A 15,980-nucleotide genomic window follows, 5' to 3' on the forward strand; every position below is an offset into this window, starting at 1 on the left:
TAGACAAAAGCCTCACCCGACGGGGTGAGGCGGATGGCACCGTGTGCCGCTTACAAGAAGATGAACTTGGCGATGAAAATCGCGCAGAGCACCCACAGGCTGACGGAAATTTCCTTGCGCTTGCCGGTGCACGCCTTGAGCACCACGTAGGTGATGAAACCCAGGGCGATACCGTCGGCCACCGAGAACGTCAGGGGCATCATGATGGCCGTGACAATGGCCGGGATGCTGTCGGTCGCTTCGTCCCATTCGATGTGGGCCATGCCGCCCATCATCAGCATGGCGACGTAAATCAGCGCACCGGCGGTAGCGTAGGCGGGGATCATCCCGGCCAGCGGCGCGAAGAACATCGCGGCAATAAATAGCACACCGACCGTCACGGCGGTAAGCCCTGTACGACCACCCGCCGCCACACCGGCGGCGCTTTCCACATAGCTGGTCACCGGCGGCACGCCGACCATGGCGCCAAAGACGCTGGAGGCGCTGTCGGCCTTCAGGGCGCGGGACAGGTTTTCGATCTTGCCGTCAGGCTTGACCAGGCCGGCGCGCTGGGCCACGCCCATCAAGGTGCCGGCGGTGTCGAACATGTGCACGAACAGGAACGCCAGCACCACGCTGATCATGCTGACGTTGAACACGCCGGCCACGTCCATCGCCATCCAGGTCGGCGCCAGGCTCGGTGGCGTCGACATGACGCCGTTGTACTGCACCAGGCCTAGGCCCCAGCCGGCCAGGGTCACGGCGATGATGCTGATCAGGATCGCGCCGAACACCCGGTGATAGCTGAGCACGGCGATCATCAGGAAACACACGGCGGCCAGGAGCGGACCGGGTTCACGCAACGAGCCGAGCTTGATCAGCGTGGCGGGGCTGTCGACGATGATCCCAGCGGTCTTCAGACCAATCAGCCCGAGGAACAACCCGACCCCGGCGCCCATGGCGAACCGCAGGCTCACCGGAATGCTGTTGAGCAGCCACTCCCGAACTCGCGACAGGGTCAGGACCATGAACAGCACGCCGGAAATGAACACCGCGCCCAAGGCCGTTTCCCAGTGGTAGCCCATGGTGCCGACCACGGTGTAGGTAAAGAAGGCATTCAGGCCCATGCCCGGCGCCAGGCCTACCGGCCAGTTGGCGTACAGGCCCATCAACAGGCAGCCCAGAGCGGCGGCGATGCAGGTGGCGACGAATGCCGCGCCGTGGTCGATACCGGCGTCGGCCATGATGTTGGGGTTGACGAAGATGATGTAGGCCATGGTGATGAAGGTCGTCAGGCCGGCAATCAGCTCGGTCTTCACCGTGGTGCCGTGCAAGCTGAGTTTGAAGAGGCGTTCCAGCCAGCCACTGCGAAGGGGCGGCGAAAGGTCCAGCGTCTGGGCTTCGGGTTTGCGGCTTTCCACAGCGAGTACTCCTCAAGAGTTTTATTGTTATTTCCAGCGCCGCACGCCTAGGGGCTGGTTGCGAGGCTTTGAGGCAGGTAAGGCTGGCGAAGTGTTGACCGTATGGTCAGGAACTCGCACGAAGCGAATTATGCTTTTGTATACAAATAAAGCAAATAATGTTTTTCATGTTGTCGACGAAATGTTGGGCGATAGGGATATATCGCCCCTGTGGGAGCGGGCTTGCTCGCGAAAGCGGTAGGTCGGGCGGCATCTGTGTTGAATGTGCCGCCGTCTTCGCGAGCAAGCCCGCTCCCACAGTGGACCGTGGTGACTGAAGGACTTGTGTTCGACGACGCTATCCCTGTGGGAGCGAGCTTGCTCGCGATGGCGCCCGTTCAGACAACATCAGATTGAGGTTAAGCCTTCCCCAACCCCTGATTCACCGCCAACCAGCCATTCACCGCTTCCTCCCCCGCCTCGGCAAACACCCGCTCCAGCAATTTCACCTGTTCGCGACGCAACGCCTGCTCGAACCGCTGGCCCTCGGCAGTCAGCGCCAGCAGGCGTTTACGCTTGTCGGTTTCGGAGGCGACGCTGTCCACCAGGTGCATTTCCATCAACTGGCGCAGCGGCATATTCAGCGCCTGTTTGCTCACGCCCAGCAGCGCCAGCAGTTCTTTCACACTCAACGACGGATAGCGGGCAATGAAGAACACGATGCGCTGGTGAACCCGGCTCAACCCGCGACGCTCGAGCATTTCATCGGCCTTGGCGGTGAATGCCTGGTAGCCGAAGAAGAACGCTTCCATGGCCAACTGTTGGGAGATTGGATTTTTAAGGTCAAGCATGTTGACGTTTCCACAGAGGTCAGAGTAATTTCGGTCAACCAGTTTGACTCATTATTCCAACGACCGGCTACAGGTGACCCATGGCTTTCTCCGAACGTGTCTCGCGCCTCAAGAGTTCTTTGATACGAGAAATCCTCGCGGCGGCGCAGCGCCCTGAAGTGATGTCGTTCGCCGGCGGCTTGCCGGCCGAGGCCATGCTGCCGAAGGTGGAGTGGGCAGACATGCCGGTGTCCATGGGCCAATACGGCATGAGCGAAGGCGAGCCGGCGCTGCGCGAAGCCCTGGCGGCGCAGGCGCGCTCGCTGGGACTGGCCTGTGAAGCGAGCCAGGTGCTGGTGGTCAGCGGTTCGCAGCAAACCCTCGATCTGGCGGCGAAGCTGCACATCGACGTCGGCACCCCGGTGATGTTGGAAGCGCCCACGTACCTGGCGGCGTTGCAGATTTTCCAACTGTTCGGCGCTGACTGCATCACGGTGCCCCTGGAAGCCGACGGTCCGGACCTGCAACAGCTGCGGGCTCGACTGGAGCGTCATCGCCCGGCATTCATCTACCTGATTCCGACGTTCCAGAATCCCTCGGCCGTGCGCTACAGCGAGGCCAAGCGCGACGCAGTGGCCGCCTTGCTGGATGAGTTCGGTGTGACGCTGATCGAAGACGAACCCTACCGCGAGCTGACGTTTGATGGCGCCAGCGCCACGCCAATCACCAGCCGCTTGAAGAAGGCCAGTTGGATCTACACCGGAACCGTGTCGAAGACCTTGTTGCCGGGGCTAAGGGTGGGCTATCTGATTGCCAGCCCGGACTTGTTCCCGCACCTGCTGCGGCTCAAGCAATCGGCGGACTTGCACACCAATCGCATCGGCCAGTGGCAGGCGTTGCAATGGATCGGGACCGAACAGTACCGAAGCCATTTGTGCGAGTTGAGGGCTTTCTACCGCGACCGGCGCGACCGCTTCCAGGCCGCGCTGCACAAGCATTTTCATGACATCGCGGACTGGAACGTACCCCAGGGCGGGCTGTTTTTCTGGCTGACCCTCAAGCAACCGCTGGATACCCGCACCTTGCTCGACGCCGCATTGGCGGCCGATGTGGCGTTCATGCCGGGCGAGCCGTTCTTTCCCGAGCCGGACAAGCATCCGGGGCATCTGCGCTTGAATTTCAGCCACATCGATCCGGCGCGGCTGGATGAAGGGCTCAGGCGGCTGGCGGGGGTGGTGCGGGAGGGGTTGGCTGTGAAAGCAGCCTGACATCAGGACGTTTTTGCAGTGGTTTGCTGGCCCCTTCGCGAGCAAGCCCGCTCCCACAGGGATCGGTGCTGAATACAAATTTTGTGTTCGCCATATCCACTGTGGGAGCGGGCTTGCTTGCGAAGAGGTCCTAAGCACACCAGAAAATTGTCAGACTGCCGCGAACCGCTTATCCAGGTAATCAATGATCACCTTGGATTCATACATCCAGGTGGTCTTGCCATCTTCTTCGATACGCAGGCACGGCACCTTGATCTTGCCGCCTTGCTCCAGCAGCGTCTGGCGGTCCTGCTCGTTATTCTTCGCATCGCGCAGCGCCACCGGTACGTTGAGGCGGCGCAGGGTACGGCGGGTTTTCACGCAGAACGGGCAAGCATGGAATTGATACAGCGTCAGGCCCTGGGCCGCTTGGTCGACCTGCGCCTGGGCTGAAGCCGGGCGTTGTTTCTTGGCCGGACGGGTAATGAAATCGATGAAGATGATCAGCTGGCCCAGGCCAACCCGAAGTGCTTTGACGATCACGGAACAAGCCTCGCGGCAGGGAAGAAGAGGGCGCGCAGCTTACCTGATTTTCACGGGCGAAAAAAAACCGGCGATGGATGCCGGTTTTTTTCGAGTGACAGGTTACTTGATGAGGCTGAGGAACTCGCTGCGGGTGGCTGCGTTTTCCCGGAACTCACCGAGCATTACCGAGGTGATCATCGAGGAATTCTGCTTTTCCACACCGCGCATCATCATGCACATGTGCTTGGCCTCGATCACCACCGCCACGCCCAGGGCGCCGGTCACCTGCTGGACCGCGTCGGCGATCTGGCGGCTGAGGTTTTCCTGGATCTGCAGGCGCCGGGCATACATGTCGACGATCCGCGCCACTTTCGACAGCCCCAGCACCTTGCCGCTCGGGATGTAGGCCACGTGGGCCTTGCCGATGAAAGGCAACAGATGGTGTTCGCACAGCGAGTACAACTCGATGTCCTTGACCAGCACCATTTCGCTGTTGTCGGAACTGAACAAGGCACCGTTGGTGACTTCTTCCAGGGTCTGTTCATAACCACGGCAGAGGTACTGCATGGCCTTGGCAGCGCGCTTGGGCGTGTCGAGCAGGCCCTCGCGGGTAACGTCCTCGCCCAGTTGGCCGAGAATCGCGGTGTAATTCTGTTCCAGAGACATGAAACTACCTGTGGGGTTTTTCGCAAAGGGCAAGGGTACGGTGGCGGACACGGCGCTGCAAGCTCGGCAATCGCGGGCTACTCGTCGCGACCTTCCATCATGGTGCGCTTGAGCATCACGTACACCGCCCCGGCGCCGCCGTGTTTGGCCTGGCAGGAGGTGAAGCCCAGCACTTGTGGGTGCTGGCGCAGCCAGGTGTTGACGTGGCTCTTGATCATCGGCCGTTTGCCGTCCAGTCGCACGGCCTTGCCGTGGGTGACGCGCACGCAGCGGATTTCGAATTTGGTGGCTTCGGCCAGGAAGGCCCAGAGGGTTTCCCGGGCTTTTTCGACGTTCATGCCATGCAGGTCGAGGCTGCCTTCGAAGGGGATCTGGCCAACCTTGAGCTTGCGCATCTGGCCTTCCTGGACGCCGTCGCGGGCCCACATCAACTCATCTTCGGGGCCGACGTCGATCACGAACTGATCGGACAAGCCGTCCACAGTGGTGGCGTCGGTGCGCACGGTGGCCGCTTGGCGCAGCTTGGCGATCTGGGCGCGATCAGCCTTGGGTTTGCCGGTCTCGGCGCGATCGTGTTTGATCGGTTTAACGCCCTGGATCGCACTTTTGAACAGAGAAAAATCGTCGTCTTGCATGTCAGCCTCCGCGAAGGCCGGCCAGTTTACCCAACTCCGGCGGGATCAGGCGCGACAAAACGTCGGGTGGCGGCTCAGTCGTGCTTTTTCATCAGGTGGGGAGCCATGGCCAGCTCCAGGGATTGGCGGGCGCGACGGCGGCAGCGGCGCCAGAGCCAGACGCCCAGCCACAGGACCAGCAGGCCGACGACCAGGATAATCGCCGAACCGACCGGGGTGGCATTCAACTCGCCCAGCGCGGGTGGGCGGCCCAACAGGCTGGCGGCACCGGCCATGGCCAGCAGCACACCGAGCGTTGCCAGCAGCGCAGCGATCGCCGCGCCGATACGAAACCGCCAGTTGCTCTGGCCTTTGGGCCGCAACCGACGTGCGTCAAAACCATCGGATAACTTCATTCCGACCTTCCTCAATGGGTATCGGCCCTTCGACCGGAAGATGTTCGGGTTGTTCCTGAGGCTAGGGCAATTGCGGCGAATGAAAGGCTTTTGCGGATGAGCGGCTCCTGCGGCCGCTCACCGAGGGATAATCCCTCGAGATCAGATCAAATCGTGCGTCAGGGCCAGGGTGGCGAAGTTGTCCGCCATGATTGCCATTTCAGTCTGGTGCACATGTTCGGCGCTGAGCACGCCGCCCTTGTGCGGCAGGTCGCGGGTGGCGCAGGCATCTTCCACCAGGGTGCAGCGAAAGCCCAGGTTCTTGGCCGCGCGCACGGTGGTGCTGACGCTGGAATGGCTCATGAAACCGCAGACGATCAGGTCCAGCGGGCCAAACTCTTCCAGGCGCTTTTTCAATTCGGTGCCGTGGAACGCACTGGGCAACAACTTGCCGATAATGGTTTCGTCGCCCTGGGGTTCGAGGCCCGGGATGAACTCCCCGCGTTCGCCTTGTGGATCGAACAACCCGCCATGGGTGCCCAGGTGGCGCACATGCACCACCGGCCGGCCGGCCGCACGGGCCGCACCGAGCAATTGCTTGATGTTCGCGACGGCTGCATCCATGCCACTCAGGGCCAGGGGACCGGCCAGGTATTCTTTTTGGGCATCGATGATGATCAGGGTCGCTTGACTCAGGTTGGCTGCTGCGTAACCACGGCCGCTGAGTTGAAACATCGTTTTTGGAACGGACATTCTGGGGCTCCTTCGGGTGGGGCTTTTGCGACATTCTCCTCTGGCTGAGCGGTTCTGTGAATCGCTTCCATCGCAGGGGCCGTCGTTGCTGGCCTACAGCCTTGTCAAGATACTCGTCCTGTTCAATAGGTCGGGCAAAAAACGGAGATTTCCTACGGTTGGGTCGGTGTTTATCTTTCGTCCCTGAGCCCGGTTTGGGTGCTGTCGTGTTTGGCTGCTAGACTCGCCCGTCGATTTTTCTGGAGTTTGCCGCCGTGATCACTTCCCGCCTTCGCACCCTGCGTGACCATATCCGTTGGGCTGTCAGCCGTTTCCATGGGGAGGATCTGTTTTTCGGCCACGGCACCGACAACGCCTGGGACGAAGCCCGGCAACTGGTGTTGGGCGCGCTGCACCTGCCATGGGAAATTGCCGACAGCTACCTGGACTGCCGTCTCGAAGACGAGGAGCTGGTGCATGTCCAGCGCCTGTTGCGCCGGCGTATCGCCGAGCGGGTCCCGACCGCCTACTTGCTGGGTGAGGCCTGGTTCTGCGGGATGTCGTTCATTGTCGATGAGCGTGTGCTGATCCCACGTTCGCCCATCGGTGAGCTGATCGAAAAGCGTTTTGAACCCTGGCTGGGCCAGGATCCAGCACGGATCCTCGACCTGTGCACCGGTTCCGGCTGCATCGGCATTGCCTGCGCCTACGAGTTTCCCGAGGCCGAAGTGGTGCTGGCCGACCTGTCGTTCGAAGCGCTGGAAGTGGCAAACCAGAACATAGAGCGCCATGGCGTTGACGAGCGCGTGTTCACAGTCCAGGGCGATGGATTCGAAGGCTTGCCGGGACAACGCTTCGACCTGATCGTGTCAAACCCGCCCTACGTCGATGCCGAAGATTTCGCCGACATGCCCCAGGAATACCAGCACGAACCGGAACTGGGCCTGGCCTGTGGCGATGACGGTCTGAACCTGGTGCGCCGGATGCTGGCCGAAGCGGCTGATCACCTGACCGAGAAAGGCCTGTTGATCGTCGAGGTCGGCAATAGCCAGGTTCACGTCGAGGCGCTTTACCCGGAAGTGGATTTCGCCTGGCTGGAGTTCGAACGCGGCGGCCATGGCGTGTTCATGCTCAGCGCCGAACAATGCCGCCAGCACCAGGCGTTGTTTGCTTCGCGGGTTTAATTTCCCTGGGACGGTGCGACTGCTTCGCTCTTGTGGCGAGGGAGCTTGCTCCCGCTGGGCTGCGAAGCAGCCCTAAAAGCGTCACCGCACCGTTCCAGGAAAATCGCATCGCTGGAGTTCACGACTGCTGCGCAGCCGAGCGGGAGCAAGCTCCCTCGCCACAGGTGTCAACCATGTCCCCGGACCAAACAGGGCTGCGGTGAGCCCGGCCCTTAGTGCCGCGTCGCAATCCAGATCAACAGCCCCGCCTGGAACATGGCAAAAGCCACCAGGCAGGTGATGGTGAAGCGCAGGCCGGTGTCTTCGCGCTTGAACTTGTTGACCTTTTCTTCCTGCTGCTTGAGTTTGACTTCCTGTTCCGCCAGGTTCTGCTCGGCTTGTTGCAGCATCTGCGCAGCTTCGAGGATTTCCACGAACTGCAGCTTCTCGGTGTTCCAGTCCCCCACCAGATCGCCAACCTGGGCTGGCTTGACGCTGCCTTTGAGATGCTGGGCGTCGGCGTACGCCACCTCGAAACCCTGGGCCTTGAGAAAGCGATCACGGCGCAGGCGGGTGTCTTCGTTCAGCGCGTCCTTGTTATTCAGATCCAGGCCATCGACCCGATAGCCCGACCAGCGTTTCTTGGCCCAGGTGATGCCCTGGGCGGCCAGGAAGCGGCCGATCCCCCGGTTCAGCGGCTCGACTTGCAGGTTGTCCGGGGAAAAAGACAGGCATTTCTCGACGTGGTCGGCCCAGACATCCAGGTGATTCTGTTCCTTGCGCACCCGCTGGCCCGGCAGTTGGATGCTCATGCGCAGCAAACTGCGTTCCTTGCTGTGGCGCTCGGCATAGCTGAACTCGACGAACCGCAGCGGCCGCACGCCGGTGGCGCGGTCAGTCTTGAGCGGCGCCAACCGCAGCATCCGATGATGCTCGGCCTGCACATCCGCCCAAGGCAACTCCACAGCGGGCGGAGCCGGCGTTTCGGCAGTGGTGTCGGGTGAAGCTTGAGTGTCAGTCATAACGGCAAAATCCTGTCCAGGCCGGCGGGTCGGCAGCCATTGCGCTATCCGACACCGGTTTATCGGCCGTCTTTGCCAGGACTGGAGGGTTAAAAGAGTTTAACGAGCCGCTATCGCGTCAATAAAACCCACGATCCGCGCGCCGAGTTCGGCGGCCAGGGGCAGGTTGGGGTCCTTGTAGGAGGCCAGTTGCCGCTTCACGTCGTTGGGTACGATGCGCAGCACATGGTTCATGCCCTCGATCAACGCCAGCTCGGCGTCGGGCTTGGCCGTTTGCAACAGCCGGGCGTCGTCGACGCTGACCTGGATGTCGCTGCTGCCCTGGACGATCAGTGCCGGGATCTTCAGGGCGGCGAACGCCTGGGCCGGGTCCTGGCGAAACAGCGAGATCAGGTACGGCTGCACGCTCGGGCGGAAAATCACCTGCAGTTGCGGCGGCACATTCGGGTCGGGCCGGCCGGCCTTGAGGCTGTCGAGCAGCTCATTGCTGCGCAGCATCAGCGGCGGTGGCAGGCGGCTGCTCAACTGTTGGCGCAATACCTGGTCAATCGGCCGAGCGCTGCCGGACAGCGAAATGACCGCCGCCGCGTTGGCCTGGGGTGCGGCAAGGCTGGCGATCAACGCGCCCTCGCTGTGGCCCAGCAGGATCAACCGGCCGAGTCGCGGGTCGGCAGCGAGCTTGCGGCTCCAGGCAACGGCATCGTTGACGTAGGCCTCGACGCTCAGGTTGCGTTCGTCCGGTGTCGCCGCCAGGCTGGCCGCCACGCCACGCTTGTCGTAGCGCACGCTGGCGATGTTGTGCCGGGCCAGGACCCAGGCCAGGCGCTTGAGGCTGTCATTGCGCCCGCCCTCGGGGTTGTTTCCGTCACGATCCGTAGGACCCGACCCGGAAATGATCAGGACAACCGGCACCGGCGTGTCGGACTTGGGCAGCAATAGCGAGCCGAACAGCTCGCCGCTGCCGGTGTCGAGGCTGATGGGACGTTGCAGGACCGTGGCCTGGGCCAGGCCGGTAAAGAGGGTAAGGCACAGGACAAGCAGCTTTAACATCATCAGGCCATGAGTTGCGAAGGTGCCGGTTGGACTGGCGGGCATCGATAAGGTTCGAGGATGAACTACGCGGGGAGCCTGCGTATACTGGCGGCCATTACGAATCGGCGAATTCACGGAGCACCCTGCATGTCCGGCAATACCTACGGCAAGCTGTTCACTGTCACCACCGCGGGCGAGAGCCATGGCCCGGCGTTGGTCGCCATTGTCGACGGCTGCCCGCCGGGCCTGGAGATTTCCCTGGACGACCTGCAGCGCGACCTGGACCGCCGCAAGCCCGGCACCAGCCGCCACACCACCCAGCGCCAGGAAGCCGATGAAGTCGAGATCCTCTCCGGCGTGTTCGAAGGGCGCACCACCGGTTGCGCCATCGGCCTGCTGATCCGCAACACCGACCAGAAGTCCAAGGACTACTCGGCGATCAAGGATCTGTTCCGCCCGGCCCACGCCGACTACACCTACCACCACAAGTACGGCGAGCGCGACTACCGCGGCGGCGGTCGCAGCTCGGCCCGGGAAACCGCCATGCGCGTGGCGGCCGGGGCGATTGCCAAGAAATACCTGGCGAGCCAGGGCATCGTGATTCGTGGCTACATGAGCCAGTTGGGCCCTGTCGAAATCCCGTTCAAGACCTGGGACTCGGTGGAGCAGAACGCGTTTTTCTGCCCCGATCCAGACAAGGTACCTGAGCTGGAGGCCTACATGGACCAGCTGCGTCGGGACCAGGATTCGGTCGGCGCGAAGATCACCGTGGTGGCCGAAGGCGTGATGCCAGGCCTCGGCGAGCCGATCTTCGACCGCCTCGACGCCGAATTGGCCCACGCCCTGATGAGCATCAACGCGGTGAAGGGCGTGGAGATCGGCGCCGGTTTCGCCTGCGTCGCCCAGCGTGGCACCGAGCACCGTGACGAATTGACGCCGCAAGGTTTCCTGAGCAACAACGCCGGTGGCATTCTCGGTGGTATTTCCTCAGGCCAGCCGATTGTCGCGCACCTGGCCTTGAAGCCGACCTCCAGCATCACCACGCCGGGACGTTCCATCGACATCCATGGCAACCCGGTGGAGGTCATCACCAAGGGCCGTCACGACCCGTGCGTCGGTATTCGTGCCACGCCGATTGCCGAGGCAATGATGGCGATCGTGCTGATGGATCACCTGTTGCGTCATCGTGGCCAGAACGCCGATGTGCGGGTCGCCACGCCGGTGCTGGGTCAGCTTTGATGGTTGACTGGCCGAGCGCCGTGGCCTGACGGGCATGGCGGCATTGCCGTACTGGCGGCTTTCCAGTTTCTACCTGTTTTATTTCGCGCTGCTCGGTTCGACGGCGCCGTTCCTGGCGCTGTATTTCGATCACCTGGGGTTCAACGCGGCGCGCATCGGCGAGTTGGTGGCGATTCCCATGCTGATGCGCTGTGTGGCGCCGAACATCTGGGGCTGGCTGGGGGACTACACCGGCCGGCGCCTGGCGATCGTGCGCTTCGGTGCGATCTGCACCTTGCTGACCTTTTCGCTGATCTTCATTGATAAAAGCTATGCCTGGCTGGCGATGGTCATGGCGCTGCATGCGTTCTTCTGGCATGCGGTGCTGCCCCAGTTCGAAGTCATCACCCTGGCCCACCTGAGCGGGCAGGCCGCGCGCTACAGCCAAGTCCGCCTCTGGGGCTCCATTGGCTTCATCATCACCGTGGTGTTGCTGGGCCGGTTGTTCGAATGGCTGAGCCTGGACATCTACCCGCTGGCGCTGGTGTTGATCATGGCCGGCATCGTCCTTGCCAGTTTCTGGGTGCCCAATGCCCAGCCGACCCAACCGCCGCGCGTGGCGGGGGACGGTTTCCTGCGGCAATTGCGCAGCCCCGGCGTATTGGCGTTCTACGTATGTGTCGGCTTGATGCAGGTCAGCCACGGCCCGTATTACACCTTCCTGACCCTGCACCTTGAACGCCTGGGCTACAGCCGTGGACTGATCGGCATGCTCTGGGCCGTCGGGGTGGTGGCCGAAGTGCTGGTGTTTTTGCTGATGAGCCGGATCCTGGCGCGCTTCTCGGTGCGTCGGGTGCTGCTGGCGAGTTTCCTGCTGGCGGCGTTGCGCTGGTTGCTGCTGGGCTCGCTGGCCGAATTTCTCTGGGTCTTGCTGTTTGCCCAGGTGCTGCACGCGGCGACCTTCGGCAGTTTCCACGCCGCCGCCATTCATTTCGTGCAACGCAGCTTCGGCCCACGCCAGCAAGGCCAGGGCCAGGCGCTATACGCGGCACTGGCCGGCACGGGCGGGGCCTTGGGCGCGTTGTATTCCGGGTACAGCTGGAATGCGCTGGGCGCCGGTTGGACCTTCAGTCTCGCCAGTCTCGCTGCCTTTGCGGCAGCCATTATCATCGCGACCCGTATGCAAGAGGACCGGTCATGAGCCTTCGAACCGTTAATTTGCTGGAGCCATCGTCATGAGCAGCCTGTCCGTCTATCACGTCTTAAGCCCTGACATTCCGAACAAGGTGTTGACGCATTTCGAGGACATCGCCGCGACTCTGGGCGAAAAAGGTATTCGCTTCGATCGCTGGCAACCGACGGCGAAACTCCAGGCAGGTGCCAGCCAGGCTGAGATCATCGCGGCCTATCAGGTGCAGATCGGCACATATAAGGCCGAACGCGGCGATGTCTCGGTGGATGTCATCAGCCTCGACAGTGAATACCCACAAAAAGCCGAATTGCGCGCCAGGTTTCTGAAGGAGCACAGCCATGCCGGGGACGAGACGCGATTTTTCGTCACCGGCCGTGGCTTGTTCAGCCTGCACCTGGATGACTACGTCTATGCGGTGCTGTGTGAAAAGAACGACCTGATCACCCTGCCGGCCGGCACGCCGCACTGGTTCGATGCGGGTGAACAGCCGCACTTCGTGGCGATTCGCTTGCGCGACGAGTCAAAGGGCTGGGAAGAGCAGTTCACTGGCGATGAAATCGCCAGCCGTTTCCAAGGGCTGGACGACTGAACCAACTGTGGGAGCGAGCTTGCTCGCGAAGGCAGAGTGTCAGGCGATAAATGCGTCAACTGACCCACCGCTTTCGCGAGCAAGCCCGCTCCCACAGGGATTTGAGTCGTGGCTGGATTAGATGGCAACTCGCAAACCAATGTGGGAGCGAGCTTGCTCGCGAAGGCGGGGTGTCAGGCGACAATTGCGTCAACTGACACTCTGCCTTCGCGAGCAAGCCCGCTCCCACCATTCAGTATCTTCAGGCGCTGTGGTAGGTCGGCAGGGCGAAGCGATGCTGGCTTTGCAGCATGGTGATCTGTGGCAGTTCGCTGGCTTGTTCGGCCAGGTCACGGCGAATGGCACTGATCGCCCAGGACAATTGGTCCCCGGCGTGCAACTGGGCGTAGGAAATCGTGCGTTTGAACAGTTTGCCTTCGCTGTTGCGCAGGGTCAGCAGGATGCCGCCATCCGGGCGGGCCTGGGTGGTCACTTCGTAGTTGGAAAACAGGGATGCAAACTTCTCTTGAATCATGTTCATCGTTGAGCTCCATGGTCTTGTTGGCAAACCGTGGAGGGGTAGTTGCAGCGTCTGTGCCAGCCTTGGTGTATAGAAAAAATCCTTTAAAAACAAATAGTTATAAAATCACCTGATTTTTGCTTTCGTGCATCTTGCATGAATGGCCATCGTGCATCCTGCATTTTGCGTGGTCCGGCGATTTTATTTGGAACCAATCAGCCCTGCGGCGCTCCCGCTTCGCCTGCCTCCGGCGATGGATACAAAACATTGCAAAAACCGCGTGTACAGCCGCGCAACCCCTGACGTACTTTTCGAGCACATCAGGGCTTCAGCCCGACAACAAGAAAAACCGAGGCCCACGAGGTCGAACGGGGATCCACATGAGTCGTACACCCAGCGACGCCATTACCTGGGGCATGATGTTGCGCAAGCTGCCCGCCATCGCCCGAGCCGTACCCCGCATCGTCAAGGGCATGAAACTGGCCAACGTCCAGGATCCGTCCCAGCCTTGCGGCCTGGGCTGGTGTTTCGAACAGGCCGTCCGCCGCAATCCTCAAGGCCCGGCGCTGCTCTGCGACGAAACAGTATGGAGTTATGCACAGGTCAACGAGCGGGCCAATCGCATCGCCCATTACCTGATGGCGCAGGGCATCGGCAAGGGCGACTGCGTGGCGGTGTTCATCGAGAACCGTCCCCAGCTGCTGGTGACGGTACTGGCGGTGGCGAAGGTCGGCGCGGTCAGTGCGATGGTCAATACTTCGCAAACCGGCGATGCGCTGGTGCACAGCCTGGCTCTGGTCGCGCCAGTGGCGGTGGTGGTCGGGGACGAACGGGTCGCCGCTTTCAACGACGTGCGAGGCCGGACCGCGCTATCGAACACCAGGACCTGGTGGATAGCCGACCAGGACGGCATCGATGTACCGTCGGATTTCGTCGACCTGATCAGCCACAGCGATCCGTTCCCCACGGATAATCCGGCGTCCAGCCAGCAGGTTTTCTTCAACGACCCGTGTTTTTATCTCTACACCTCGGGTACCACCGGGCTGCCCAAGGCTGGGGTGTTTCGCCATGGCCGCTGGATGCGCACCTCCACCAGTTTCGGCCTGATCGCCCTGGACATGCAGCCCGACGACATCCTCTATTGCACCTTGCCGCTCTATCACGCCACGGGCCTGTGCGTCTGCTGGGGCGCGGCGATCTGTGGTGCATCGGGGTTTGCGATCCGGCGCAAGTTCAGCGCCAGCCAGTTCTGGAGTGATGTGCGCCGCTACCGGGCCACGACGCTGGGTTACGTCGGCGAGCTGTGCCGCTATCTGATCGACCAACCCGCCGCTGTCGAGGATCGCCAGCACGGTGTGAAGAAAATGATCGGCAACGGCTTGCGGCCAGGGGCCTGGTCAGCGTTCAAGACGCGCTTTGGCATCGAGCATATCTGTGAACTGTACGCGGCCAGCGACGGCAATATCGGCTTCACCAACATCCTGAACTTCGACAACACCGTCGGCTTTTCCCTGATGGGCTGGGAACTGGTGCAGTACGACCATGACAGCGGCGCACCGTTGCGCAACCTGCAAGGACGCATGCAAAAAGTCCCGAAGGGACAACCGGGCCTGCTGTTGGCGCGGATCGACGAAAAGGCGCCGCTGGACGGCTACACCGATCCGGTCAAGACCGAAAAGACCATCTATCGCGATGTCTTCACGCCGGGTGATCGCTACTTCAACACCGGCGACCTGTTGCGCAATATCGGCTTCGGCCATGGGCAGTTCGTCGACCGCCTCGGTGACACCTATCGCTGGAAAGGTGAAAACGTCTCCACCACCGAAGTGGAAAACGTGCTGCTACAACATCCACAAGTGGCTGAGGCGGTGGCCTACGGCGTGGAAATCAACGGCACCAATGGCCGGGCCGGCATGGCTGCGATCACGCCATCAGAATCCCTGGCGACCCTGGATTTCAGCGAGCTTTTGCAGTTCCTGCAAGGCAAGTTGCCGGCCTATGCGGTGCCGCTGTTCCTGCGGATCAAAGTGAAAATGGACACCACCGGCACCTTCAAATACCAGAAGATCCGTCTCAAGACCGAAGCCTTCGACCCATGCATCTCGGGCGGGGAGCCGATCTATGCCTGGCTGCCCGGCACCGCGACCTACGTGCCGCTGGATCGGCAGTTGGCGATGCAGATCCAGGCCGGGCAACTGCGCTATTGATTTTGGCTATACCGGGTACTGATAAAAAAGGAATGACAGGCTCTTGGGCGGTGGGGAAACTAGCCGCTTTGCGACGACCCGAATGGAGTTTCCCATGTCCGATACAAGCCGCCAGATGACCCCGGAAGAGGCTGCGGAGTTTGCCGAGCAGGTGTTCAATGTCGCCCGCCAGGGCGACGCCGCCATGATGGCCGCGTTGCTGAGCAAAGGCCTGCCGCCCAACCTGCGTAACCACAAGGGCGACACCCTGCTGATGCTGGCCGCCTACCACGGGCATGTGGAGACGGTGAAGGTGCTGCTGGAACACAAGGCCGATCCGGAAATCCGCAACGATAATGGCCAGAGCCCGATTGCCGGCGCGGCGTTCAAAGGCGACTTGGCCGTGGTCTCGGCCCTGGTGGACGGCGGCGCGCAAGTGGAAGGCGCTTCCTTCGATGGCCGCACGGCGCTGATGATGGCGGCGATGTTCAATCGGGTGGAAATCGTCGACTACCTGGTCGGCAAAGGCGCCGATCCGAAAGCCAAGGATGCCAATGGTGTCACGGCGCTGGATGCAGCGAAAACCATGGGTGCGGTGGATACCACGGCGCAGTTGCAGAAGTTGTTGGGCTAATCTCATTTGCCAGGTCTGATGCTACCTTGTGGCGAGGGGATTTATCCCCGCTGGGCT

The 15,980-nt window shown here is 61.7% G+C and carries 17 protein-coding genes; 7 read left to right on the forward strand and 10 right to left on the reverse strand.

What is annotated here, in order from left to right; translation table 11 throughout:
- Positions 1 to 50 precede the first annotated feature (50 nt).
- A complete protein-coding gene (locus RGM2987_RS10965; protein ID WP_245140756.1) occupies positions 51 to 1,400 on the reverse strand; it encodes an NCS2 family permease in 1,350 nt (449 codons plus the stop codon).
- A 398-nt stretch (positions 1,401 to 1,798) separates the two neighbouring features.
- The gene (locus RGM2987_RS10970; RefSeq protein ID WP_245140758.1) at positions 1,799 to 2,230 is read right to left on the reverse strand and encodes a MarR family transcriptional regulator; all 432 of its coding nucleotides are present in this window, start codon (positions 2,228 to 2,230) and stop codon (positions 1,799 to 1,801) included.
- Between the two features lie 80 nt (positions 2,231 to 2,310).
- Here RGM2987_RS10970 and RGM2987_RS10975 point away from each other — a divergent pair, with 80 nt between their 5' ends.
- Positions 2,311 to 3,477, forward strand: a complete 1,167-nt coding sequence (locus tag RGM2987_RS10975; RefSeq protein ID WP_245140760.1) for a PLP-dependent aminotransferase family protein — start codon at positions 2,311 to 2,313, stop codon at positions 3,475 to 3,477.
- A gap of 150 nt (positions 3,478 to 3,627) precedes the next feature.
- Here the strand turns inward: RGM2987_RS10975 and RGM2987_RS10980 are convergent, their stop codons facing one another.
- The 5 genes from RGM2987_RS10980 to RGM2987_RS11000 all read right to left on the reverse strand — a co-directional run bounded on the left by RGM2987_RS10980 (position 3,628) and on the right by RGM2987_RS11000 (position 6,409).
- The gene (locus tag RGM2987_RS10980; RefSeq protein WP_245140764.1) at positions 3,628 to 3,999 is read right to left on the reverse strand and encodes a glutathione S-transferase N-terminal domain-containing protein; all 372 of its coding nucleotides are present in this window, start codon (positions 3,997 to 3,999) and stop codon (positions 3,628 to 3,630) included.
- Between the two features lie 102 nt (positions 4,000 to 4,101).
- Positions 4,102 to 4,647: a GTP cyclohydrolase I FolE gene (gene folE, locus RGM2987_RS10985; RefSeq protein ID WP_123328321.1), complete on the reverse strand. Its 546-nt coding sequence runs from the start codon at positions 4,645 to 4,647 to the stop codon at positions 4,102 to 4,104.
- Positions 4,648 to 4,724: 77 nt separating this feature from the next.
- On the reverse strand, positions 4,725 to 5,282 hold the full coding sequence (locus tag RGM2987_RS10990; protein ID WP_245140766.1) for a Smr/MutS family protein: 558 nt from the start codon (positions 5,280 to 5,282) through the stop codon (positions 4,725 to 4,727).
- 74 nt (positions 5,283 to 5,356) lie between these two features.
- The gene (locus RGM2987_RS10995; protein WP_245140769.1) at positions 5,357 to 5,677 is read right to left on the reverse strand and encodes a hypothetical protein; all 321 of its coding nucleotides are present in this window, start codon (positions 5,675 to 5,677) and stop codon (positions 5,357 to 5,359) included.
- A gap of 141 nt (positions 5,678 to 5,818) precedes the next feature.
- A complete protein-coding gene (locus tag RGM2987_RS11000) occupies positions 5,819 to 6,409 on the reverse strand; it encodes a cysteine hydrolase family protein (protein ID WP_245140774.1) in 591 nt (196 codons plus the stop codon).
- A gap of 254 nt (positions 6,410 to 6,663) precedes the next feature.
- Here RGM2987_RS11000 and prmB point away from each other — a divergent pair, with 254 nt between their 5' ends.
- Entirely contained in the window at positions 6,664 to 7,572 is a 909-nt protein-coding gene (gene prmB, locus RGM2987_RS11005; protein WP_245140776.1) for a 50S ribosomal protein L3 N(5)-glutamine methyltransferase, read from the forward strand.
- 212 nt (positions 7,573 to 7,784) lie between these two features.
- On the opposite strand, the gene RGM2987_RS11010 is transcribed toward prmB, so the two are convergent.
- Both RGM2987_RS11010 and RGM2987_RS11015 read right to left on the reverse strand, forming a co-directional pair.
- Entirely contained in the window at positions 7,785 to 8,573 is a 789-nt protein-coding gene (locus tag RGM2987_RS11010) for a hypothetical protein (protein ID WP_245140779.1), read from the reverse strand.
- 99 nt (positions 8,574 to 8,672) lie between these two features.
- Positions 8,673 to 9,626, reverse strand: coding sequence for an alpha/beta fold hydrolase (locus RGM2987_RS11015; RefSeq protein ID WP_245140833.1), 954 nt, complete (start codon positions 9,624 to 9,626; stop codon positions 8,673 to 8,675).
- A 126-nt stretch (positions 9,627 to 9,752) separates the two neighbouring features.
- Here RGM2987_RS11015 and aroC point away from each other — a divergent pair, with 126 nt between their 5' ends.
- The 3 genes from aroC to RGM2987_RS11030 are packed head-to-tail and all read left to right on the forward strand — an operon-like array spanning position 9,753 to position 12,604.
- The gene (gene aroC / locus RGM2987_RS11020; protein ID WP_245140782.1) at positions 9,753 to 10,844 is read left to right on the forward strand and encodes a chorismate synthase; all 1,092 of its coding nucleotides are present in this window, start codon (positions 9,753 to 9,755) and stop codon (positions 10,842 to 10,844) included.
- Between the two features lie 34 nt (positions 10,845 to 10,878).
- The gene (locus RGM2987_RS11025; protein WP_245140785.1) at positions 10,879 to 12,024 is read left to right on the forward strand and encodes an MFS transporter; all 1,146 of its coding nucleotides are present in this window, start codon (positions 10,879 to 10,881) and stop codon (positions 12,022 to 12,024) included.
- A 34-nt stretch (positions 12,025 to 12,058) separates the two neighbouring features.
- Positions 12,059 to 12,604 carry an acireductone dioxygenase gene (locus RGM2987_RS11030; RefSeq protein ID WP_245140787.1) on the forward strand — a complete coding sequence of 182 codons (546 nt, stop codon included), beginning with the start codon at positions 12,059 to 12,061 and terminating at the stop codon, positions 12,602 to 12,604.
- Between the two features lie 241 nt (positions 12,605 to 12,845).
- On the opposite strand, the gene RGM2987_RS11035 is transcribed toward RGM2987_RS11030, so the two are convergent.
- The gene (locus tag RGM2987_RS11035) at positions 12,846 to 13,124 is read right to left on the reverse strand and encodes a DUF3509 domain-containing protein (protein WP_245140791.1); all 279 of its coding nucleotides are present in this window, start codon (positions 13,122 to 13,124) and stop codon (positions 12,846 to 12,848) included.
- Between the two features lie 359 nt (positions 13,125 to 13,483).
- Between RGM2987_RS11035 and RGM2987_RS11040 the strand changes: the two genes are divergently transcribed.
- Both RGM2987_RS11040 and RGM2987_RS11045 read left to right on the forward strand, forming a co-directional pair.
- Positions 13,484 to 15,310: a long-chain-acyl-CoA synthetase gene (locus RGM2987_RS11040; protein ID WP_245140793.1), complete on the forward strand. Its 1,827-nt coding sequence runs from the start codon at positions 13,484 to 13,486 to the stop codon at positions 15,308 to 15,310.
- Between the two features lie 94 nt (positions 15,311 to 15,404).
- A complete protein-coding gene (locus RGM2987_RS11045; RefSeq protein WP_245140795.1) occupies positions 15,405 to 15,923 on the forward strand; it encodes an ankyrin repeat domain-containing protein in 519 nt (172 codons plus the stop codon).
- Positions 15,924 to 15,980: the final 57 nt, after the last annotated feature.

This window comes from Pseudomonas sp. RGM2987, assembly GCF_022952855.1.
Classification (GTDB): Bacteria; Pseudomonadota; Gammaproteobacteria; order Pseudomonadales; family Pseudomonadaceae; genus Aquipseudomonas.

What these genes read in the sequence shown, in the direction of transcription:
- RGM2987_RS11000 (WP_245140774.1), bottom strand. Translation starts at nt 6,409, where the DNA reads ATGTCCGTTCCAAAAACGATGTTTCAACTCAGCGGCCGTGGTTACGCA.
- RGM2987_RS10970 (WP_245140758.1), bottom strand. Translation starts at nt 2,230, where the DNA reads ATGCTTGACCTTAAAAATCCAATCTCCCAACAGTTGGCCATGGAAGCG.
- RGM2987_RS10975 (WP_245140760.1), top strand. Translation starts at nt 2,311, where the DNA reads ATGGCTTTCTCCGAACGTGTCTCGCGCCTCAAGAGTTCTTTGATACGA.
- RGM2987_RS10990 (WP_245140766.1), bottom strand. Translation starts at nt 5,282, where the DNA reads ATGCAAGACGACGATTTTTCTCTGTTCAAAAGTGCGATCCAGGGCGTT.
- RGM2987_RS11035 (WP_245140791.1), bottom strand. Translation starts at nt 13,124, where the DNA reads ATGAACATGATTCAAGAGAAGTTTGCATCCCTGTTTTCCAACTACGAA.
- RGM2987_RS11045 (WP_245140795.1), top strand. Translation starts at nt 15,405, where the DNA reads ATGTCCGATACAAGCCGCCAGATGACCCCGGAAGAGGCTGCGGAGTTT.
- RGM2987_RS10995 (WP_245140769.1), bottom strand. Translation starts at nt 5,677, where the DNA reads ATGAAGTTATCCGATGGTTTTGACGCACGTCGGTTGCGGCCCAAAGGC.
- RGM2987_RS11030 (WP_245140787.1), top strand. Translation starts at nt 12,059, where the DNA reads ATGAGCAGCCTGTCCGTCTATCACGTCTTAAGCCCTGACATTCCGAAC.
- RGM2987_RS11010 (WP_245140779.1), bottom strand. Translation starts at nt 8,573, where the DNA reads ATGACTGACACTCAAGCTTCACCCGACACCACTGCCGAAACGCCGGCT.
- RGM2987_RS11025 (WP_245140785.1), top strand. Translation starts at nt 10,879, where the DNA reads ATGGCGGCATTGCCGTACTGGCGGCTTTCCAGTTTCTACCTGTTTTAT.
- RGM2987_RS11040 (WP_245140793.1), top strand. Translation starts at nt 13,484, where the DNA reads ATGAGTCGTACACCCAGCGACGCCATTACCTGGGGCATGATGTTGCGC.
- aroC (WP_245140782.1), top strand. Translation starts at nt 9,753, where the DNA reads ATGTCCGGCAATACCTACGGCAAGCTGTTCACTGTCACCACCGCGGGC.
- RGM2987_RS11015 (WP_245140833.1), bottom strand. Translation starts at nt 9,626, where the DNA reads ATGATGTTAAAGCTGCTTGTCCTGTGCCTTACCCTCTTTACCGGCCTG.
- folE (WP_123328321.1), bottom strand. Translation starts at nt 4,647, where the DNA reads ATGTCTCTGGAACAGAATTACACCGCGATTCTCGGCCAACTGGGCGAG.